At 61.3% G+C, this 22,622-nt stretch carries 13 protein-coding genes; 8 read left to right on the plus strand and 5 right to left on the minus strand.

Annotated elements, in window-relative coordinates:
• Positions 1-68 precede the first annotated feature (68 nt).
• The 6 genes from ACTQVX_RS04510 to ACTQVX_RS04535 all read left to right on the plus strand — a co-directional run bounded on the left by ACTQVX_RS04510 (position 69) and on the right by ACTQVX_RS04535 (position 11,173).
• Positions 69-2,495 (plus strand): glycogen/starch/alpha-glucan phosphorylase, encoded by a 2,427-nt coding sequence (locus ACTQVX_RS04510; RefSeq protein WP_441560349.1) that lies wholly within the window; start codon positions 69-71, stop codon positions 2,493-2,495.
• 105 nt (positions 2,496-2,600) lie between these two features.
• Positions 2,601-3,749: a glucose-1-phosphate adenylyltransferase gene (locus ACTQVX_RS04515; protein ID WP_154518056.1), complete on the plus strand. Its 1,149-nt coding sequence runs from the start codon at positions 2,601-2,603 to the stop codon at positions 3,747-3,749.
• A 4-nt stretch (positions 3,750-3,753) separates the two neighbouring features.
• Positions 3,754-4,881, plus strand: coding sequence for a glucose-1-phosphate adenylyltransferase subunit GlgD (glgD, locus tag ACTQVX_RS04520; protein WP_441540823.1), 1,128 nt, complete (start codon positions 3,754-3,756; stop codon positions 4,879-4,881).
• Between the two features lie 90 nt (positions 4,882-4,971).
• Complete coding sequence (gene glgA / locus ACTQVX_RS04525) at positions 4,972-7,332, plus strand: glycogen synthase GlgA (RefSeq protein ID WP_441560351.1); 2,361 nt, start codon at positions 4,972-4,974, stop codon at positions 7,330-7,332.
• A gap of 219 nt (positions 7,333-7,551) precedes the next feature.
• A complete protein-coding gene (locus ACTQVX_RS04530) occupies positions 7,552-10,848 on the plus strand; it encodes a 4-alpha-glucanotransferase (protein ID WP_441560353.1) in 3,297 nt (1,098 codons plus the stop codon).
• Between the two features lie 88 nt (positions 10,849-10,936).
• Positions 10,937-11,173 (plus strand): FmdB family zinc ribbon protein, encoded by a 237-nt coding sequence (locus tag ACTQVX_RS04535; protein WP_441083368.1) that lies wholly within the window; start codon positions 10,937-10,939, stop codon positions 11,171-11,173.
• A 460-nt stretch (positions 11,174-11,633) separates the two neighbouring features.
• Here the strand turns inward: ACTQVX_RS04535 and ACTQVX_RS04540 are convergent, their stop codons facing one another.
• From ACTQVX_RS04540 to gltX, 5 genes are all read right to left on the minus strand, one after another.
• Positions 11,634-13,034: an RsmB/NOP family class I SAM-dependent RNA methyltransferase gene (locus tag ACTQVX_RS04540; protein ID WP_441560354.1), complete on the minus strand. Its 1,401-nt coding sequence runs from the start codon at positions 13,032-13,034 to the stop codon at positions 11,634-11,636.
• Positions 13,031-13,951, minus strand: a complete 921-nt coding sequence (locus tag ACTQVX_RS04545; protein WP_441560356.1) for a methionyl-tRNA formyltransferase — start codon at positions 13,949-13,951, stop codon at positions 13,031-13,033. Before ACTQVX_RS04545 ends, ACTQVX_RS04540 begins: the two co-directional genes overlap by 4 nt.
• 327 nt (positions 13,952-14,278) lie before the next feature.
• Entirely contained in the window at positions 14,279-14,815 is a 537-nt protein-coding gene (gene def / locus ACTQVX_RS04550) for a peptide deformylase (protein ID WP_118449363.1), read from the minus strand.
• Positions 14,816-14,833: 18 nt separating this feature from the next.
• Positions 14,834-17,305, minus strand: coding sequence for a replication restart helicase PriA (gene priA / locus ACTQVX_RS04555; RefSeq protein ID WP_441560357.1), 2,472 nt, complete (start codon positions 17,303-17,305; stop codon positions 14,834-14,836).
• Positions 17,306-17,375: 70 nt separating this feature from the next.
• Entirely contained in the window at positions 17,376-18,851 is a 1,476-nt protein-coding gene (gene gltX, locus ACTQVX_RS04560) for a glutamate--tRNA ligase (protein ID WP_441560358.1), read from the minus strand.
• A gap of 326 nt (positions 18,852-19,177) precedes the next feature.
• Between gltX and metK the strand changes: the two genes are divergently transcribed.
• On the plus strand, positions 19,178-20,458 hold the full coding sequence (metK, locus tag ACTQVX_RS04565; RefSeq protein ID WP_441540831.1) for a methionine adenosyltransferase: 1,281 nt from the start codon (positions 19,178-19,180) through the stop codon (positions 20,456-20,458).
• Positions 20,459-20,802: 344 nt separating this feature from the next.
• Entirely contained in the window at positions 20,803-22,410 is a 1,608-nt protein-coding gene (gene sdaAA / locus ACTQVX_RS04570) for an L-serine ammonia-lyase, iron-sulfur-dependent, subunit alpha (protein ID WP_441540832.1), read from the plus strand.
• Positions 22,411-22,622 lie beyond the last annotated feature (212 nt).

Here is a 22,622-nt window from a genome sequence, read left to right on the forward strand (position 1 = left end):
GCCCTAGCGGGGCGTAGGATACAAGTCACAACCGTTCCGGGAGAAACATCCCCGGGGGAAAGGAACGTATGAATAAGATCTTCGACAACAAGCAGGAGTTTACCGAGCTCTATCGCGATGCCGTCATGAGCATTAGCGGCAAGAGCGTCGAGGCAGCCAGCGATCTGGATCGCTTTAACGCCCTGGCCAAGCTCGTGGCCGAGAAGGCCCGCACCGTTGCCACCAAGAGCGACGCCCGCGCCACCGCCGAGGGCAAGAAGCGCGTGTACTACTTCTCGATCGAGTTTTTGATCGGCCGCCTGCTCGACAACTACCTGCTCAACTTTGGCGTGCGCGACATGGTCGCCGAGGCGCTCGACGATATGGGCCTTGACCTGTCCGTCATCGAGAGCCAGGAGCCCGATCCGGCGCTGGGCAACGGTGGCCTGGGTCGTCTGGCCGCATGCTTCCTGGATTCCATGGCAGCCGAGGGCATTGCCGGCTACGGCAACGGCATGCGCTACCGCTACGGCCTGTTTAAACAGGAGATCGTCAACGGCAGCCAGGTCGAAACCACCGACGAGTGGCTCACCAACGGCTATCCCTGGGAGGTCCGTCGTCAGGACAAGGCCGTGACCATTAAGTTTGGTGGCCGCGTCGAGGGCTTTGAGGAGAACGGCCGCACGTTCTATCGAACCGTGGACACGCAGGACATCCTGGCCGTCCCTTACGACATCCCCGTGGTGGGCTATGCCGGCGAGACCGTCAACAAGCTGCGCGTCTGGGCCGCTGAGCCGGTCGAAGAGCACTTCGATTTGGAGGCCTTCAACCGCGGCGACTACGCCCTGGCCGACGCCGAGCGCGCCGAGGCCGAGGCCATCAGCGCCATCCTCTACCCCAACGACGCCGGCGAGCACGGCCGTCTGCTGCGTCTGAAGCAGGAATACCTGTTTGTCTCGGCCGGTATCTATAGCCTGCTCGACACCTTTGAGAAGGAGCACGGCGCGAACTGGGAGCTGCTGCCGCAGTTTGTGGCCATCCACACCAACGATACGCACCCCGCCATGTGCGGCCCCGAGCTCATGCGCATCCTCATCGACGAGAAGAAGCTCGAGTGGGATGACGCCTGGAACATCGTGACGCAGGTCGTGAGCTACACCAACCACACCATCCTGCCCGAGGCCCTGGAGAAATGGCCCATCGGCACGTTCTCCAAGCTCCTCCCCCGTGTGTACCAGATCATCGACGAGATCAGCCGTCGTTGGCATGAGTCGTTCGACACCACGCAGGAGGGCTGGCAGGAGCGTCTGCGCCAGACCGCCATCCTATGGGACGGCGAGGTTCGCATGGCCAACCTGTCCGTGATCTGCAGCCACAGCGTCAACGGCGTGGCCAAGATTCACTCCGATATCATCAAGAACAATGTGCTCAAGGACTTCTATGCCTTAACGCCCGAGAAGTTCAACAACAAGACCAACGGCATCTCGCACCGTCGCTTCTTTGCCGAGGCCAACCCCACCTACGCCAAGCTCGTGACCGAGGCCATTGGCGACGGCTGGCTTAAGGACGCCTTTGAGCTGGAGAAACTCAATGAGTTTAAGGACGACACCGAGTTCCTGAAGGCCGTGGGTGCCTCCAAGCGCGCCAACAAGGAGCGTCTTGCCGCCTACGTTAAGGCCGAGACCGGTCTGGTCATTGACCCCAACACCGTCTTCGATGTTCAGGTAAAGCGTTTTCATGCCTACAAGCGCCAGCTCATGAACATCATGAAGGTGATGGACATCTACAACCGTCGCATCGCCAATCCCAACTTCCACGTGACACCGACGACCTTTATCTTTAGCGGCAAGGCTGCCTCGAGCTACACCTTTGCCAAGGAGACCATCCGCCTCATTAACTCGGTGGCCGAGGTTATCAACAACGACCCGCGCGTCAACGAGGTCATGAAGGTCTGCTTTATCCCCAACTTCCGCGTGAGCAACGCCCAGCTCATCTACCCCGCCGCCGAGATTTCGGAGCAGATTTCCACAGCTGGCAAGGAGGCCTCGGGCACGTCCAACATGAAGCTCATGATGAACGGCGCCATTACGCTGGGCACCCTCGACGGAGCCAACATCGAAATCGCCGATTTGGCCGGCCGCGAGAACGAGGCGATCTTTGGCCTGACCGCTCCCGAGGTCGAGCAGCTCTGGGCATCGAACAGCTACTTTGCGTGGGATACGCTCAACAATGATCGCGAACGTCTGGGCCGCGTGATGGATGAGCTCAAGGACAACACGTTTGCCGGCCTTTCGGGCAACTTTGAGAGCATCTACAACGAGCTTATGAACAACAACGACCCCGACCTGGTTATGGCAGACTTCCGCAGCTACGTGGATGCATGGGAGAAGCTCACGGGCAGCTATGGCGACCAGGAGACCTGGAACCGCAAGGCCCTGCTCAACACCGCCTCGAGCGGCTGGTTCTCGAGCGACCGCACCATTCGCGAGTACCGCGACGAGATCTGGCACGCTTAAAGGCCGCGAGTTCCCTTTGCCGCACGGCATTACTCGACGGGCGCGACCGAGCGCCGCGCCCGTCGCTAATGGGTTTAGGAACATCGATGACAGAAGGAGAATTCGATGAGTAAGAAAGAATGCATCGCGATGCTCCTCGCAGGAGGACAAGGAAGCCGATTGGGGGCACTCACCCAAAAGATCGCTAAACCGGCGGTTAGCTTTGGTGGCAAGTTCCGCATTATCGACTTTTCGCTGTCCAACTGCTCCAATTCGGGCATCGACACGGTGGGCGTTCTGACGCAGTATCGCCCCTACCTGCTGCATGCCTATGTGGGCTCTGGCGAGGCGTGGGATCTGGACAGCCGCGACGGTGGCGTGTCGATCCTGCCGCCGTACGAGACGCAAACCGGTGGCGCATGGTATGCGGGCACGGCCGACGCCATCACGCAGAACCTCGACTACATCAAGTCCAACGACCCCAAGTACGTCCTGATTCTTTCGGGCGATCATCTGTATCGCATGGACTACCGCAAGATGCTCAAGACGCACATTGAGAACAACGCCGACCTCACGGTGAGCGTTATGCCCGTGCCGTGGGAGGAGGCCAGCCGTTTTGGCATCCTGACCACCGACCCCGAGGACGGCCGCATCACCAAGTTCACGGAGAAGCCCGAGAAGCCCGATTCGAACCTCGCGTCCATGGGCATCTACATCTTCTCGGCCGACGTGTTGGTCAAGGCGCTCGAGGAGGACGCTCTGGACCAGCGCTCGAGCCATGACTTTGGCAAGGACATCATCCCCAAGCTGCTCGGCGAGGACAAGCGCCTGTACAGCTACGAGTTCCACGGCTTTTGGAAGGATGTTGGCACCATCGCCAGCTTCCACGAGACCTCGATGGACCTGCTGGGCAACAACCCCGAGTTCGATCTGTTTGACAAGAGCTTCCCCATCATGTCCAACATCACCACGCGTCCGCCGCACTACATTGGCCCGGACGGTCGCCTGGACGACTGCCTGGTCTCCAATGGTTGCAAGATCTACGGCACCGCTCGCCACTCGATCCTTTCGACCGATGTCATCATCGAGGAGCGCGCCGTGGTCGAGGACTCCGTGCTGCTGCCGGGTGCGCATGTTAAGAGCGGCGCGCACATTTGCCGCGCTATTTTGGGCGAGAACTCCACGGTCGAAGAGGGCGTGAAGCTCGGCTCTGTCGATACCACCAAGGATACGGCCGTCGTTGGAAATGACGTCGTTGTCGGGAAGGGGGAATAATCCGATGATCAATCGCAAGGCCATCGGCTATATCACCGCTAACTACTCTTCGACCTACGGCAGCGTGCTGCTCAAGGATCGCCCCATCGCGTCCGTTCCGTTTTTGGGCCGCTACCGCCTGATCGACTTTCCGCTGTCCAACATGATGAATGCCGGCATTAAGACCGTCGGCGTTGTCATGCCGGGCAACTACCGCTCGCTGATCGACCACGTGGGCTCGGGCAAGGACTGGGGCCTGGACCGCAAGAATGGCGGCCTGTTCATGGTGCCCGGCAACGCGTATGGCACCACCAAGGGCGGCATGCGCTTCTTGCTCCGCGACATCATCTCCAACAAGACGCTGTTCCAGCGCTCGGACAAGCCCTATGTTGTGATGATGGGCACCAACGTCATCTTTAACATGGACCTCAACACCATCATCGAGGCGCACGAGAAATCCGGTGCCCAGATGACCGTGGTGTACTGCAAGGCCACGCACAACGTCGAAGACGAGACCAAGCTCGATATCAACGAGAACGGCCGCCTGACGGGCGTGAGCGCCGGCGTCGCGTACGGCGACAACGCCTCTATGGACTGCTGCATCGTCAACCGCGAGACACTGCTCCAGATCATCGACCACTACCAGGCCGCCGACTATCTGGACCTGCTCGAGGCACTCCAGGGCGACTTTGGCAACATCGACGTGTGCAGCTACAAGTACAAGGGCGAGGTCGTGGGCGTGTTTAGCGAGAAGTCGCTGTATCGTCGCAGCATGGCCCTGCTCGACCAGACCGTGGCCGATCAGCTCTTTGACCCCGAGCGCCCGATCCTGACCAAGGCCCACGACGTGCCGCCTTCGCGTTACGCGACCGGCAGCCACGCCTGCAACTCGATCATCTCGGCCGGCTGCATCATCAAGGGCACCGTGCGCAACTCGATCCTGTCGCGCGGCGTTGTGATCGAGGAAGGCGCCTCGGTGACCAACTCGATCATCAACCAGAGCTGCATCATCAAGAGCGGCGCCCGTGTTGAGAACGCCATCTTGGACAAGAACAACGTGGTTCCCACCAACACCGAGCTTCGCGGTACGCCCGAGAACATCCTGGTGCTGGGCAAGGCTCCGTTAACTTCCGATACCACCATCGCTCGTTAACGTTGGCACCACATAATCGCACGTAACTTGTAGAATAGTCGCCCGGTTAGCGCCAGGCGACTATTCTCGAATTGCAACATGGGAGACAAAATGGCACAAACCAGCAAAAAGATGCAGATCGTGTTTGCCTCGGCAGAGTGCGCGCCGTTTGTTAAGACCGGTGGCTTGGGTGACGTGGCGGGCTCGCTGCCTGCGGCACTCGTGCGCGCTGGCGCCGAAGTCATTGTGATGGTGCCCAAGTACGCCACCATCAAGGACGAGTACAAGGCGCAGATGGAGCACTTTGCCGACTTTTACGTGAGCCTGAGCTGGCGCAACGAGTACTGCGGGTTGGAGAAGCTCGAGCACGACGGCGTCACCTATATGTTCGTGGACAACGAGCACTACTTTGCGCGCGACTATCCCTACGGCTTCTTTGACGACGGCGAGCGCTTCGCGTTTTTCTCCAAGGCCATCACCGAGAGCCTGCAGCACCTGCCCGAAGGCTTTGAGTGCGACATCCTGCACTGCAACGACTGGCAGACGGCGCTGGCACCCGTGTTCTTGCGAGAGTTCTACCAAGGCCTGCCGCTGTACGACCGCGTCAAGACCGTGTTCTCGATCCACAATGTGGCGTTCCAGGGTCAGTTTAGCGACACCGTGATGGAAGACATACTGGGTATGGCGCATATTCCGGCAGCCGCCACGCAGCTGCGCTGTGACGCCTGCAGCATTAACTATATGCTGGGCGCGCTGCACTATGCCGATGCCATCACCACGGTGAGCCCCACCTATGCGGGCGAGATCCAGACGCCCGAGTTTGGCGAGGGCCTGGACGGCGTGCTGCGCGAGCGTTCGTACGCTCTGCAGGGTATCCTCAACGGCATTGACGTTGTGGGGTTTGATCCGGCGACCGACAAGCGCATTGCCGCCAACTACACGGTTGATGACCGTGCGGGGAAGGCCGTATGCAAGGCCAAACTGCAGGAGGAGTTGGGGCTCGAGATTCGCGACGACCGCCCGCTTATGGTGATGGTCACGCGCCTGACGCGACAGAAGGGCATGGACCTGGTCATGTACGCGCTCGACCGCATCCTGTCCGGTGGCGTTCAGGTGGCCGTGCTGGGTACCGGCGACCGCGACTACGAGGACGGTCTGCGCTACTTCCAGGGCAAATACCCCGGCACCATGGCGGCGCGTATCGAGTTTGACCCGGCACTTTCGCAGCGCATGTACGCCGCCGCCGATATGTTCCTGATGCCTTCGAAGTTTGAGCCCTGTGGCCTGTCGCAGATCATCGCCATGCGCTACGGTACCCTGCCCATTGTGCGCGAGACCGGTGGCCTGAAGGACACCGTGCAACCGTACAACGAGTTTACCGGCGAGGGCACGGGCTTCTCATTTAGTCACTTTAACGGCGACGAGATGGGTGACGCGGTGTTCCGCGCGGCTCGCCTGTTCTGGGATAACCGCAAGGCCTGGGATCAGCTGGTCACACAGGCCATGAGCCAGGACTTTAGCTGGACACGTTCGGCCGATAAGTATCTGGACCTGTACTTCTTTATGCACCCGGAGATTGAGAGGCCGGTGGCAGTGGAGGCTGCTGCGGCTGTGGAGGAGCCGGTGGCTGTGGAGGCTGCTGCGGCTGTGGAGGAGCCGGTTGCCGCTGAGGCCGAGCCTGCGGCACCCGTTAAGGAGCCCGCTGCTGCCGAGGAGCCCAAGGCCGAGGAGAAGCCGGCTGACGACGGCGAGGTAAAGCCCACGGCGAAGCCTGCCGCCAAGAAGACGACGACCCGCAAGACGACGGCTAAGAAGGCCACGACCGCGAAGGCCGCTACGAGCAAGACCACCACTGCCAGGGCAACCACCACGCGTAAGCGTACGACCGCCGCTGCCAAGAAGGCCGTCGAAGCCGAGGCCGCTCCCGAGGTAAAGACCGAGGCCACCGCTGAGGCTACCACTGCCGAGGCTAAGACCGCGGCAAAGGCTCCGGCCAAGACCGCTGCCAAGAAGACGACCGCGACCAAGACCGCGACCGCCAAGAAGGCCACGGCTACGAAGTCGCCGGCGACCAAGGCTGCTACGACGAAGGCCGCCTCGAAGACGGCCCCGAAGGCTGCTGCAAAGCCCGCCGTCAAGGTCGAGGAGGCACCCTCCGAGCCCAAGGCCGAGGCAGCTGTAGAGGCAAAGCCGGCCACCAAGACCACCACACGCAAGCGCGCCACGACAACGGCCAAAAAGGCTACGACCAAGACAGCCGCTCCCAAGGCAGAGGCTAAAGCCAAGGACAAACCCGCAGTAAAGGCCGAGCCGGAACCGAAGGCCGCCGAGGTCAAGACCGCTCCAAAGGCTACGGTAAAGACCGAACCCGCCAAGAAGGCCCCGGTCTCCCCCGCCGCTCCAGCCGAGGAAAAGGCTCCGACCAAGAAGACCTCCGTCCGCAAGGCAACGGCCACCCGCAAGCGCCGCTAGTCCACAGACGATCTAAAACCTAATAAAAACCCTAAACAAGGGGCGCTCCAACCGGGCGCCCCTTCTCTGTAGATAGTTGGTAAAACGATTTTCTAGGAAAACCGTTCGCCGATAGTGAGCGACTGTAGTTTATACAACTAAAGTGCAACGGATATACTTATGCACTGTGCGTTAAGCCCATGACCCGCTGGCCATGATTGTATAGAACTGGACCGTACTATGAGATTGATACACAACAGCCGCCTGACGCAGTTTCGCACTCCTTTTGGCGCTGTGACCACTGGAACTTCCGTTTCGCTTTCGGTGATTTTGGAGGATGCCGACCCCAACCAGGCAACGCTCACCCTGCGCACCTGGGTCGACGGCATCGGAGAGACCTTAATCCCCATGGAGCACAAGGGCGATGGCATCTTTACCGGGGAGCTCAACTGCGCCGAGCCCTGTCTTGTATGGTACAGCTTTATATGCAATATCGAAGGCCAGCCCGAGGTCCGCTTGGGTGCGCCGCAGGGTCGCACCGGCGGCGAGGGCGTTGTATACAACTACGCCGAGGTTCCGTCCTTCCAGATTACCGTCTACAAGCACCGCGAGAACCGTCCCACCTGGTACGAGCACGGCATGGTCTACCAGATTTTCCCCGACCGCTACGCCCGCGACGAAAACTGGCGCGAACGCACGCTGGCCGAGGTCGAAAAACCGCGTAAGGGAATCCAGCGTCGCATGGTCGAGGACTGGAACGAGCCGCCCGTGTACGAGCGTGCCGAGGACGGATCCATCAAGACCTGGGATTTTTACGGCGGCTCTCTCAAGGGTATCCAAAATGACCTGCCCCGCATCGCCGAGCTGGGCTTTACGGCCATCTACCTCAACCCGATCTTTGAGGCCGCGAGCAACCACCGCTACGACACAGCCGATTACACCAAGATCGACCCGATTCTGGGAACCGAGCAGGACTTTACGGAGCTGTGCGAGGCGGCCGAGAAGCTCGGCATTTCCATCATCCTGGACGGCGTCTTCAACCATACGGGCGACGACTCAATCTACTTTAACCGCTACGGCAACTATCCCGGCGTCGGCGCGTGGCAGAGCGAGGACTCCCCGTGGCGCGATGCGTTTACCTTCCACGAGGACGGCACGTATGACTGCTGGTGGGGCGTGAGCAACATGCCCGCCCTCAACGAGAATTCCGAGCTCGTGCGTAAAAAGCTTCTGGGCAAGGACGGCGTCATTCGCAAGTGGCTGCGCGCCGGTGCCCACGGCTGGCGACTCGATGTGGCCGACGAGCTTTCCGATGACTTCCTGGCCGATATCAAGGCCGCCGTGCTCGAAGAGAAGCCCGATGCGCTGCTGCTCGGCGAAGTCTGGGAGGACGCCTCCAACAAGATCAGCTATGACCATCTGCGCCGTTATCTGCAGGGCTCCGAACTCGATTCCGCCATGGACTACCCCTTCCGCGACATGGTCATCGGCTTTTTGATGGGCTACAGAGATGCCTATCAGGCTGCCGAGGACATCGAGACACTGCGCGAGAACTACCCGCGCGAGGCACTGGCCTGCGCGCTCAATTTGCTTTCGAGCCACGACCGTCCGCGCATTATCTCGGTGCTCGGCGGTGGTCCCGACGAGTCGCAGCTACCCGAGAGCGAGCGTAGCAAATGGCGCTTGGACGAGAACTCCATGGACCTGGCCAAGAGGCGCTTTTGGTTGGCGACGCTCATGCAGATGACCTTCCCCGGCGTGCCCTCGATCTATTATGGCGATGAGTACGGCCTGGAGGGCCTCACCGATCCGGGCAACCGCCGTACCCTGCCGACAAAGGACCAGCTCCACGATTTCGATACGTTGGCCATCGTGAAGAACGCATCCGCCCTGCGCCGCGCGTTGCCTTTTATGGTTGACGGCGAGATCAAGGCCTTCGCGCTTAACGACGACGTCCTAGCCTACACCCGCACGGGCAAAGACGGCGAGTCCGCGACTGTTATCGTCAACCGCAGCCTGCGCAATTCGCACCGCGTGACGATTCCGGCGCTCGGTGAATGTGCGAGCGACGTGATCAGCGGTCACGAGTGCGAGATCCACAACGGTACGGTTACGCTCGACCTGTACCCGCTGGGCTCTTCGATCATCTATCACCATGCCGAGAGGCGCCTGCAAGAGCCGCTCGATCATGGCGCGGGCGTCGTGTGCCACATCACCTCGGTGCCGACTGACGATGGCAAGCCGGGTACGATCGGCGCACCCACGCGCCGCTTTATCGACCACCTGGCCGCCATGGGCATGCGCTACTGGCAGGTCCTGCCCGTCAACCCGACGGATTTCTTCCGCTCCCCCTATGCCGGACCCTCGGCTTTTGCGGGTAACATCGACCTGCTGCCCGAGAGTCACGAGGAGCTGGCCGCCGACTTCGCTTCTTGGAAGGCCCGCGGCGGCGAAGATGCCGACCCGCTGTACACCGCGTTTAAACATCGTAATGCCGATTGGCTCGAGAAGTACTGCGTCTACACTGCCGTTAAGAAATACTTTGAGGGCGAGTCGCGCCACAATTGGCCGGCAGATGTCGCGCGCTACAACGAGCATCTGATCGACGACAAGCGCTTCCACGACGAGGCCGAGCTTCAGGCCTACATGCAGTACCGCTTTGACCTGGCTTGGTGCGAGCTCATGAACTATGCGCACAAGAAGGGCATCGAGGTCATCGGCGATATCCCGATGTATGTATCGGACGATTCGGCAGATGCGTGGAGCGAGCCCGAGAACTTCTGGCTGTCCGATACCGGCAAGGCAATCGAGATATCCGGTGCGCCGCCCGACAACTTTGCGCCCGAAGGTCAGGTGTGGGGAAACCCCACCTTCCGCTGGGATCACATGAAGGAGAGCGGCTATCGCTGGTGGCTCGATCGCCTGCGCCGAGCGTTCGCGCTCTACGACCGCGTGCGCCTGGACCACTTCCTGGGCTTCCACAACTACTTTAGCATTCCCGCTGGCAAAGCCTGTGCCGACGGCCGCTGGCTTGCTGGTCCGGGCAAGGACCTGTTCCAGACCGCCTACGACGAGCTGGGTCCGCTCAATTTTATTGCCGAGGATCTGGGCTATCTGACGCCTGGCGTTCGCGCTATGGCTTCGACCTGCGGTTTTCCCGGCATGGACGTACTGGAGTTTAGTGACTACGACGTTCGCTGCGGAATTCATCCCACGCCGGGCAAAATCCTGTACACCTCGACGCACGACACTTCGACGCTCGCTGGCTGGTGCACGCGCTCCTTTGCAGGCGGCGACGAGCCGAGCGGTGTTGAGGTGGCGGCCAAGCTGATGGGCGACGCGCTCGCAAGCGACGCCCCCCTGGTGATGATGCCGCTGCAGGATGTCCTGGGGCTGGGCGACGACGCACGTATGAACGTGCCGGGTGTAGCCACAGGCAACTGGACGTGGCAGGCACAAGAGGCAGACATTGCGGAGGCCGAAGAGAAAACTGCGAAGCTCCTGCGCAGCACCCATAGATTCTGGGGCGAAGCGTGATAAAACTCTCGATATAGGGTACAGTTACAAACGTTTGAATTTTTGCGGGCAGAGCGATCTGCCCGCTTTGTGCTGAAAAGGAAGTATTATGGCGCGCTACGAATACAAGTGCACGAGCTGCGGCAACGTTTTTGAGGTTGAGCACCCCATGTCCGAGACTCCCGAGGTCGTATGCCCCAGCTGCGGCGCCCCGGCATCCAAGACGTTTTCGGCCAGCGGCATTAAGTTCGACGGCAGCGGTTTCTACAACACCGACCAGCGCAGTGGCGGGTCCAGCACCAGCGCCACAAGCGGTTGCTGCGCCGACTGCCCGCATAGCCACTAGCGACAAGCGGTCCCGACACCCAGGCTTCCTGATGAGTTGCGATGAAATAGTTCCTGAATCAGCCCTTTCAACGGCCAAACAGGATCCATTTCACCGCAACTTTTCTTTAGATCGGATTTCGGGCTGATGCTAAGTTTGTAACATTTCAAAACCCTGCCGGATTACGGGGCCGAATTGGCAACCTCTATCCATTCCGGTAATTTGCAAATTTTAACAAACCATCTACCTGCGGTTTTATTTAGGCCATTTTTGCTGTGGTCAGGCATCACCAATCTTGCCCCGTAATCCGCTCTACTTTTGATAGCAGCAAGTATGAAACGGGGCTATTTTTCCCACTCTTTAGCTAATTTGGGACGGGGCTTTTTTGGCTGCCCCAGCTGATAACGCAAATGTTTGGCCGACTGGCGGCCAGGGCAGCTAAAAAAGCCCCGTCCCAAATTAGCTACCCTTGGAATCCGTTTTACTTGCGGACCAGTCTGGCGCAGAAGTGGCCGTCGTAGGAATCGGCGTTTGCGGGGACGCTCTGGAAAAGTCCACGGTCGTTCTGGCGTACCGATACGAGTTTCTTGGCCTGGGCGAACTCGGGCAGCTGCAGAATCTGCGCCTCGGAGAGGGGTGCCACGGTAAAGCCGGCGCCCTCAGGAGAGGCTAGGAAGTCATCAACGACCTGCGTGTTCTCCTCGTCGAAGACCGAGCAGGTGGCATAGATAAGCTCACCGCCGGCAGCCACGCGCGCGGCTGCTTCCTTGAGCATCGTCAGCTGCAGGCGGGGCAGCTCAGTCGTAACGTCGCCCTCGGCAAGGCGCCAGGGAATCTCGGGATGACGGCGCATGGTGCCGGTGCCCGAGCACGGAGCATCGATAAACACCGTGTCGAACAGGGCAGGCTCGCCAAGCATCGCGTCAAAGGACGTGAGCACCTCATTGAGCTCGCAGGCATCGCCCGACACGGTACGAACACCCGTAATACCCGCCTTATGCAGACGTGCGAGATTCTGGTCGCACTTGCGGTCGTGCAAATCGAGTGCGGTGTGCTGGCGGTCATAACCGGCACGTTTGGCCTGGCACATCATCACATAGGTCTTGGTGCCACGACCGGCGCCAATCTCTAGACAACGCCCGGGACGGGTCGCCGCGGTAGCGATGAGCTGGGCGTTAAGGTCCGAGGCCACGGCAGCTGCGCGCTCAAACACACCCGACGCAACCGTGGCCTGCGCGTCGACCGGCGCATGGCAACCCGGGAACACGGGTGCCACAAGCTGCGAAATGTACGGATCGGGTTTGGTTGCAAAGGCATTCTCGTGCAAAGCCAGCGGCGCGGGCGCCAGATTGCCGGCAAAGCCGAGCGCGCCCTCGGGTGTATCGAACGACGCCATAATGCGAGTGCACAGCCAGCGCGGCATGCCCATCAGGCGAGATAGACGAACCAAACGGCGCTCGGACTCATCGGCATCCGCCGCAGTGGCAAAGTCCTCGACGTTGTTCGCAACCTTATGCAGCACGGCGTTCGCCAGACCGGCGGCAGACTTAGCACCGCTGCGCACGAGCTCAACGCCCTGACTCACCGCAACGCGACCCGGGGTATGCAGGTAGAGCATCTCGAAGGCCGAGATACGAAGTGCCATGCGCACACGAGGCGCGACCTTTTTGGGCTTATCGAGAAACTGGTCGAGCAGCTCATCCAAAATGCCCTGGGTGGCTGCAACGCCCAGTGCCAAACGAGCGGCGAAAGCAGAATCGCGCTGGTCAATGGCCTTGGCCGAGGCGCGGGACGAGAGCACGTCACGCGCGTACATGCCGCGGCGATCGGCCTCCATCAAAACATCAAGCGCGAGCTTGCGCGCGGGGGAAAGCCTACTCATGACAAAACACCCCACGAAAGATCCGCACCCTGCAGGCCGGCAGCCCAGGCAGAAGCAGCCATAGCACGCTTACCATCGGGCTTAACCTCGAGCAGTTCGACCGCGCCATCGGACAGGCCCAGGTAGACGCGCTTGGCCCGAACGGCGACGAGCCCTTCGCCAAGCGATACATCTGCCGGTGCGGCATCGAGGACGCGCACGGTCTTGCCGGCAATCACGCAGCGAGCGGGAGCGGTGTCGGAAGAGGCAAGCACATGACGCACGCAATCAAGCGCCCCCATCTGCGGATCCAGACGCATCTCCTGCTTGGAAATCTTGGCAGCATGCGTGACAAGGAACTCATCCTGCTCAGTCCAAACAGCCGAGCCATCGGCAAGCGAGGGAAGCGTATCGGCAAGCAACTTACCGCCCAGCTCACCAAGCTCCATGGTCAGTGCCTCGGCATGTTTACCGGCAACCGAGGTCGACACCTGCGCGCAATAAGCGCCCGTATCCACGCCATGCCCAATGCGCATAATGGAAACGCCGGCAACCTCGTCAGCAGCAAGAATGGCACGCTGAATGGGAGCAGCGCCACGCCAACGGGGCAGCAGCGAAGCATGAACATTCACAATACCGAGCGGCGCCATATGCAGCACCTCATCGGGCAAAATGCAGCCATAGGCAGCCACACAGAAAATATCGGCATCAGCAGCCTTAAGCCGATCAATAACATCCGGCGTCATACGATTTGCCTCAACAACGGGCAGACCAAGCTCAAGCGCCTTGGCCTTAACAGGAGACGGCTCCAGCTTTTTACCACGCCCGCGAACAGCATCGGGACGCGTAATTACCAGCGCAATCTCATTCCCAGCCTCAACAAGCGAAGTCAGCGACGGCACCGCGAAATCGGGCGTACCCATAAACACAATACGCATAAAGAACGTCTCCCCTCAAACAAAACCGAGACGGCTACAAATAACAGCGGAAAGCCAAGTCGCCAGCCCATCCGCAATAACAATTCAACAAGAACAAATATACCCAAAACCAAAGAAAGAGCCGCAATAAAAGCAGCTCTTCCAACAAAGCAATTATCAGCGAAGACGCCCCTCCCTGGCCCGACGACACCCGGGCGAACCGAGCCAAGAACTAGTAGTCCCTGGGGCTGGCCGCCTATATATCATCCCGTGCTCAAACATTCTCGCTGCGCTGCGAAACTGCGCGCGGGACGATATATAGGCGGCCAGCCCCAGGGACGGACGACCTTATTCAGTCTCGCCCGGTCGAGCGCCGCGGGCCAGGGCGTCCTGGTACTCCTTGACGGCCTTGATGCGCTGCATCGGCTTGAGTCGCTCGAACATGGTGTTGCCGTGCAAGTGATCGATCTCGTGCTGCAGGCACACGCAGAACAGGTCGCCCGAGGCCTCATAGCGAATCAGATTGGCGTCCAGATCGTATGCCTCGACAACGACATGGTCGGGACGCTCGATCTCGCAGCTAATGCCAGGGATGGAAAGGCAGCCCTCGCTAAACGGCACCAGATGGTCACTCTGCTCAACAATGACAGGGTTGATGAGCACGTACGGGTCATAGTCGTTCTTGTCGGTGTAGTCGCAGTCGATGGTGACGAGCTGGATGAGCTCACCGATCTGCGGGGCGGCCAGGCCGCAACCGCCGTTGTCGAACATCATCTTCTTCATCTTCTCGGCAAGCGCCTCGATCGCCGGGGTGATCTCCTCGATGACGGCGCACTCCTGGCGCAGACGAGGGTCGGGCGACAATACGATTCCGTTGGCTTCCATGGCCATCCTTTCGGGTTGTTACATCAAATCATAGGCGTCGACGTCAACGCTCACGCTCACGCCGCGCACGGAGCCCACCTCTTTGAGGCAGGCGTCGATATCATCAGAGACATGGTACCCTACCGGCGACTTTACAAGCAGATGGAAGCGGTAACGGTCTTTGGCTCTCTCGATTACACACGAAGCGGGGCCCAGCACCTGCGGCACGACACTTCCGGCCCGCAAAAAGTCAGGCGCGGCGGCATGCCAGCGGCGCTTGAGAAGCTTTGCGATGCGCCCAATGTAGTCCTGCGCGTCATCCGCGTTCGTCGACCATACCAAGATGTTGGCCAGGCGCACGAACGGCGGGTACAGCGCGTCTCGGCGCTGGTCCAGGTCGTAGTCGGTAAAGATCGAACGATCGTGCTCTGCGACGGCGCGAATGACCGGGTCTTCGGGCAGATACGTCTGGATGATAACCTCGCCGGGACGATCGCCGCGACCGGCGCGACCGGCGACCTGTTCCAGCAAATCGTAGGCGCGCTCCCCCGCCCTAAAATCGGGCAGCTTTAACGCAAAGTCGGCATTGACCACGCCCACGAGCGTGACCTCGGGAAAATCGAGGCCCTTGGCAATCATCTGGGTACCCAGCAGCACCGCGCAATCGGCGGCATCGAACTGCTCGAGTAGTTTTTTGTGCGCATCCTTGCCGCGTGTGGAATCGGCGTCCATGCGAATGATGGCGACGTCGTCGGGCAGTATCTGGTGCAGCACGTCCTCAATCTGCTGCGTACCCAGGCCCATTTTTGCCAGGTAGCGGCTGCCGCACTTGGGACAACGACTCGTGGGCGCCGGATAGGGCTGCACGCGCCAGGACGATCCGCAGGTGTGGCACTGCAGTGTGTGCGTGCGCTCGTGGTACGTGAGCGCGGTAGAACAGTGGTTGCAGGTGGGGACGCAGCCGCACTCACGGCACATCAAAAACGGCGCAAAACCGCGGCGGTTGTGCAGCAGTACGGCCTTCTCGCGGCGCTCGACCACGCGTTCCAAGCCCTCCATCAGCGGTTTAGAGAACATGGAGCGGCTGCCGTGCGCGAACTCGCGGCGCAGATCGGCAATGCGGACCGTGGGCAGCACGGCGTGTCCCGGGCGCTCGGGCATCTCGACGCGCGTCCAGGTGGCACCGTTGTACATACCGCGGCGACAGCGGTCGAGAGCCTCGGCCGAGGGCGTGGCGGAGCCCAACACGAGCGGGCACCGATAGCGGCGCGCCATCTCGGCAGCCACCTCGCGCGCATGGTAGCGCGGGCTGGAGCCCTGCTTGTAGCTGGTCTCGTGCTCCTCGTCGATGATGATGAGGCCAAGATCGCTGAGCGGGCAAAAGAGCGCCGAGCGGGCGCCCACGACCACGCGCGCGGCACCGCTGGCAACCATATCCCACTGGTCCAGACGCTCGCCGGCCGAAAGACGCGAGTGGAAGACCGCGACCGTCTCGCCAAAGCGCGAGCGAAAGCGGCCGACGGTCTGGGCCGTCAGCGAAATCTCGGGCACGAGCACGCAGGCCGAACGGCCGGCCGCCAGCACTCGCTCAATGGCCGAAAGGTAAACCTCGGTTTTGCCGGAACCGGTGACGCCATCGACAAGGACCACGTCGCCATGGGCATCAAGGCGGGCGCGTTCAATCTGCGCGAGCGCCTGCTGCTGGCCGTTGGTGAGAGAAACCGGCGCCTTGCCGCTTGCCGAGGACAACGTGGTCTGCTCGCTACACCCACGCCAGGCGCGGCGCTCCTCCACCACCACGACGCCGCGTTTTTCGAGCGCTTTAATGGTCGCCGACATGCTGTTGTAGAGCAGGTTGAGGTCGCGCGTCGTGACCGGGCCGCATTGGAGCGCGTCGATGAGCTGACGCTGACGGACCGCTGTCTTGGGCGGCGTGTAGTCGAAACCCTCGGGCGTGAGCATGACCCAACGGTTTTGGATGGGTTTTACGGCGGGGCGCTCAACGGTCCACACGCCGTCATCGTCCTTCACGACACGCGGGCTGCCGCCCGGAGGCAAGAACAGACGCAGGCACTCGGAAAGCGTCGCGACGTACTCGTGGCTCATCCAGCGCGCAATGCGTGCAGCCTCGGCGGTAAAGAGCGGCTTGCTGAGGATGGCCTCGATGGGCTTGATGCGCAAGGGGTCGAGGGCGTCGTTGCCTTGCAGGTCGCCCAGCTCGGGCGCGATATCGACGATATAGCCCGCGGCCGCACGGTTGCCAAAGTGGACCAGGACCGTGGACCCGATCTGGGCATCGTTGGCAAGGGACTGCGGGATGCCGTAGTCGAATGGCTCGGAGAGCGCACGGGTCGGGATGTCGAGGACCACGCTCGCGTAGGCGGAGACGGGTTCGGGTGCGGGCTCGGGCTGCGCCGGGGCGGCGGCAGGGACCGCGGACTTCGGAGCTTCATCCGGTTCCGGCGAACCAAACAGCGACAGTTGCTCGGCCATGGTCTCTGTACCTCCCATCCCATACGTCTTTAGAAACAAGAGCCCCGCTCGGGTGAACGGGGCTCGGATACATGCGTTTACGCAGCTGCTACAGCGCCATCGTGCGGGCGCGGTCGATGCGCGCCAAGCAGTCGTCGCGGCCGACGAGCGCCATGGTCTCGCCCAGCGGGGGGCTCACCATGTTACCGCAGACGGCGACGCGCACAGCCTGGAACACCACGCGCTTCTTGAGGTCCATCTGCTCGGGCAGCGGCTCAAGCGCGGCGTCGATGTTGGCAGCCGTCCACTCATCCACGCCCTCGAGCGCGGCCTTGGCGGCATCCAGAATGGCGCCCATGCCTTCCTTGGCCAGACCCTTGTTGACAGACTTCTCGTCATACTCGAGCGTCTCGGCCGTGGCAAAGATGGGGGCGGCGACGGTCACGGCGTCGACCGGCATCTTGGTGCGCGGCTTGACGATGGCGGCAAGCGCGTCGATCCAGTCCTCGCCGTACTCGATGTTACCCTCGATCATACCGGCCTCGTGCAGCTCGGGGACCATGATCTCGTCGGCAAACTGGGCGTCGGACATGTTGTTAATGTACTCGGCATTGACCCAGTCGAGCTTTTTGGGGTCGAAGGTCGCCGGGTTCTTAGAGATGCGGTCGAGCGAGAACTTACTGGCAAGAACATCGCGCGGGATGATCGTGGTCTCGCCGTCGAGCGACCAGCCGAGCAGCGCCAGGTAGTTAACGAACGCGTCGGACAGGTAGCCGGCGTCGCGGTACTCCTCCACCGAGGTGGCGCCGTGGCGTTTAGAGAGTTTCTTGCCGTCGGCACCCAAGATCATGGAGATGTGGGCGAACGTGGGAACGGGGGCGCCGAGGGCCTCGTAAACCATGACCTGGCGCGGGGTGTTGGACAGATGGTCGTCGCCGCGGATGACATGGGTGATCTTCATCATGGCGTCGTCGACGACGGTCGCGAAGTTATACGTGGGCGTGCCATCGGAGCGGAAGATGACAAAGTCGTCGAGCTCCTTGGCGTCGAAGGTCACCTCGCCGTGGACGGCGTCGTGGATGACGACATCGCCGCGGTCCTCGGGCACCTTGATGCGAAGGACGTAGGGCTCGCCGGCCTCGATGCGGCGGCGTGCCTCCTCAGGATCGAGATCGCGACAGCGGCGCTGATAGCCCTGGAAGGGGTCTTTACGCTCCTGGGCGGCCTTACGGTCGGCCTCGAGCTGCTCCTTGGTGCAGAAGCAGGGATAGGCCTTGCCCTCGTCCCAGAGCTTCTGGGCGGCCTGCTTGTACAGGTCCAGGCGCTCGGTCTGGGCATAGGGGCCATAGTCGCCGCCAACCTCGGGGCCCTCGTCCCAGTCCAGGCCCAGCCAACGCATAGCGCGCAGAATGATCTGCGTGTTCTCGTCGGTAGAGCGGGTGGGATCGGTGTCGTCGATGCGCAGGATGAACGTGCCGCCGTTTGCGCGGGCAAAAGCCCAGTTATAGATAGCGGTGCGGGCGCCGCCGATGTGCAGCTTGCCCGTCGGTGAGGGTGCAAAGCGGACGCGAACGTCTGAGGCCATGGAAATCTCCTCGATTGCAGGATGGATGTCTAACCGCACCAGTATAAAGCAACAATGCCCACCTCCGCACAAAGGGCACCTACCCAGTCATCGAAGCCGGGTAGCTAATTTGGGACGGGGCTTTTTTAGCTGCCCCGGCAGGCTATCGGCTAAACCAGCAAACAATCAGCCGGGGTAGCTAAAAAAGCCCCGTCCCAAATTAGCTACCTAATGAGTAGGTGCGGAAAGGGTGTGAATGTTGGATTTACGCGCTATGATGTGCCCCTGCATACAGAGCCCAGCGGAATGGTAACGGTCGCTGGGACACGTTATTCGAAAGGACAATCATGTCAGAAGAGCTTCGTTCCATCCCGCCCCAGCAGGGGTCTTTTGTGTTTACGTCGGAGTCGGTGACCGAAGGCCATCCCGATAAGATCGCCGACCAGATCAGCGATGCCGTCCTCGACGCAATCCTCGCCAAAGAAATAGAGCTGCAGGAGCAGGGCTATATTGCGCCCAACGGCGTGCCCGCCAATGTGGAAAACGTCCGCTGCGCCTGCGAGACCCTCGTGACCACCGGCACCGTCATCGTCGCCGGAGAGATTCGCACCCAGGCATACGTCGACGTGCAGGAAATCGCTCGTGGCGTCATCCGCCGCATCGGCTACAACCGCGCCAAGTTTGGCTTTGACTGCGATACCTGCGGCGTCATGAGCCTCATCCACGAGCAGTCGCCCGATATCGCCCAGGGCGTCGACGAGTCATTTGAGACCCAGACCGGCGCCACCACCGACCCGATCGACCTGATCGGTGCCGGCGACCAGGGCATGATGTTTGGCTACGCCTCCAACGAGACCAAGACCCTCATGCCCATGCCGCACTACCTGGCAAGCCGCCTGGCGGAACGCCTGTCCGCCGTGCGCCACGACGGAACCCTGCCCTATCTGCGCCCCGACGGCAAGACCCAGGTCACCGTGCGCTACGAGGACGGAAAGCCCGTGGAGGTCACAACCATCGTCATCTCCACGCAGCACGCTGCCGAAGTTGAGGACATGGGCAAGATCAAGGCCGACCTCATCGAGCATGTCATCGCACCCGTCATGGATGCCGAGAACATGCCGTGGGATGGCGCCGATATCTATGTGAACCCCACCGGCCGCTTTGTCGTGGGCGGCCCCATGGGCGACACGGGCCTGACCGGCCGCAAGATCATCGTCGACACCTACGGCGGCTACGGCCGTCACGGCGGCGGCGCCTTTAGCGGCAAGGACTGCACCAAGGTCGACCGCTCTGCCGCGTACGCCGCTCGCTGGGTCGCCAAGAACGTAGTCGCCGCCGGCCTGGCCGATCGCTGCGAGGTCGAGCTGGCCTACGCCATCGGCGTGTCCAAGCCGCTGTCGATCATGGTCGACACCTTTGGCACCGCGCATATTGCCGAGGACAAGATCGTCGAGGCCGTGGAGAAGACCTTTGACCTGCGCCCGGGCGCAATCATCCGCGACCTGGACCTGCGTCGCCCCATCTATGAAAAGACGGCAGCCTACGGTCACTTTGGCCGCGAAGACGCCGACTTTACCTGGGAGAAAACGGACCGCGTCGACGAACTCAAAGCTGCCTGCGGCCTGTAAGCCAGCGGCAAAAGCCACAGCCAAATAAAAACGCACCAAAAAGAGGTACCGGAACAACCGGTACCTCTTTTTTATTTAAAGGTGGTGAAGATGAGCCGACCTGGGACATGGAATAGGTCACAGGCCGATAAATTTTGCAGCAGAGCGACTCCAACCATGTATCCTAAGTTCCGAGGACTTTAGTATTTGGTCGATCGCGAGTTCCGCACGAGCCGGAGAGCACTTAATGTGCTCTCCGTGCGAGTCAGGACTGTCCGAGCAGGCGACCAAATACTAAAGCCCTCGGAACGGCGGGACAGCGTATGCCCCGCCCCTCGGGACGACGAGATAGAGAAGGAGCAGCCATGGCAGGCAAGCCGCAAACACTAGCTACGACCTCGGCATTCGAGATCTTGGGCCCCATCATGGTCGGCCCCAGCTCATCGCACACCGCCGGCGCCCTGCGTTGCGCCCAGGTTGCCGCCAGCCTGCTGGAAGGCCGCGTCACCAAAGTCACCTTTGGCCTGTGGAACTCCTTTGCCCACACCTACCGCGGCCATGGCACCGACCGCGCACTCGTCGCGGGCATCTTGGGCCTCGATACCGACGACGAGAACATCAAGCACGCCTTTGACCTCGCGCGCGAGCAGGGCCTCAGCTATCACTTTGACATTAAGGGCGACGACGCCTCCATCCACCCCAACACCGTCGACATCGACATGGTCGATGACACGGGCGCCACGGCGCAGGTCCGCGGCGAGAGCCTTGGCGGCGGCAAGATGCGCATCAGCCGCATCAACGGCGTCGGCGTCGATATCTCGGGCATGTATTCCACCCTGTTTGTGGCGCACCAGGACGTCCCCGGCGTTCTCGCCGCGCTCACGAACCAGCTCGCCTACGCACACGTAAACATTGCCTTCTGCCGCACCTACCGCACCGAGGTGGGCGGCCAAGCTTATTCCGTCTTTGAGACCGACGGCACCCCCGATGACATCGTCGTTCCCATGCTACGCATGCTCGACAATGTCGATTACGCCACCTTCATTGAGCTTCCCGGCTCGGCCTCATCGCTCTCCCCCGGCGTTTCCGCCAAGGAAATCTTCGACGATGGCGAACAGCTCCTCGACGCCTGCGCCGAACTGGGCCTCAACATCGGCGCCGTCATGGCCGTACGCGAAGCCCGCCTGACCGGCGAGCAGCACGCCGTCGCCGCCATGCGCCGCGTACTCGAGGTCATGCGCGAGGAGACAACGGCGCCCATCGCCGCACCGCAGCGCTCGCTCGGCGGGCTTATCGGCGGCGAGGCAAAACTCGTCGACGCCACACGCCGCAACGATCTGAGCACAAACCTGATGGGCGCCGTCCAAACCGAAGCCGTAGCCCGCGCCATGGCCGTGCTTGAGCGCTCTGCCACCATGGGCGTCATCGTCGCCGCCCCCACGGCCGGCTCTGCGGGCGTCGTGCCCGGCTGCGTGTTGGCGCTCGCCGACCATCTACAGCTCGATGACGAACAGGTCATGGACGCACTCTACTGCTCTGCCGCGATTGGTCTCAACCTCACCACAAGTGCCTGCGTCGCGGGTGCCGAAGGCGGATGTCAGGCTGAGGTGGGCAGCGCCGCCGCCATGGCCGCTGCCGCGCTAGTCCAGATGCTGGGCGGCACGCCCGAGCAGGCACTCGACGCTAGCTCTATCGCACTGAGCAATCTGCTTGGTCTTGTATGCGATCCCGTGGGCGGCCTTGTCGAAGTGCCATGCCAAAACCGCAACGCGATCGGCGTGGCGGCCGCATTTAGCTCGGCGCAGCTCGCCCTTGCCGGCATTAAGAGCCTGGTGCCGTTTGACCAGATGGCACACGTCATGCTCTCGGTGGGCCACGCGTTGCCGGCCACGCTGCGCGAGACGGCAAAGGGCGGCATCGCGCAGGCTCCGGCCGCGCTTTCGGCCTGTGCAAAATGCGGTGTGTGCGGATAAAGAGCAGTCCAAAACAAGAGGTGGGACAAATGTCCAACCTCTTGCCAATGCCACCGTTTCAATACCACAAACAACTAGGTAATCGCTATAATGCAAGCCCAGTAAAAACACGATGAGCCGCAAGGCGAAACTCGAAGGATATGCATACGATGTCGCAAAACGACCGCACTCAACTGATTCCCGATCCGCAGCAGCCTTCTAGGCCTACCGGC

The sequence above is a fragment of the Collinsella sp. LCP19S3_A6 genome (genome assembly GCF_052122015.1).
Lineage (GTDB): Bacteria > Actinomycetota > Coriobacteriia > Coriobacteriales > Coriobacteriaceae > Collinsella.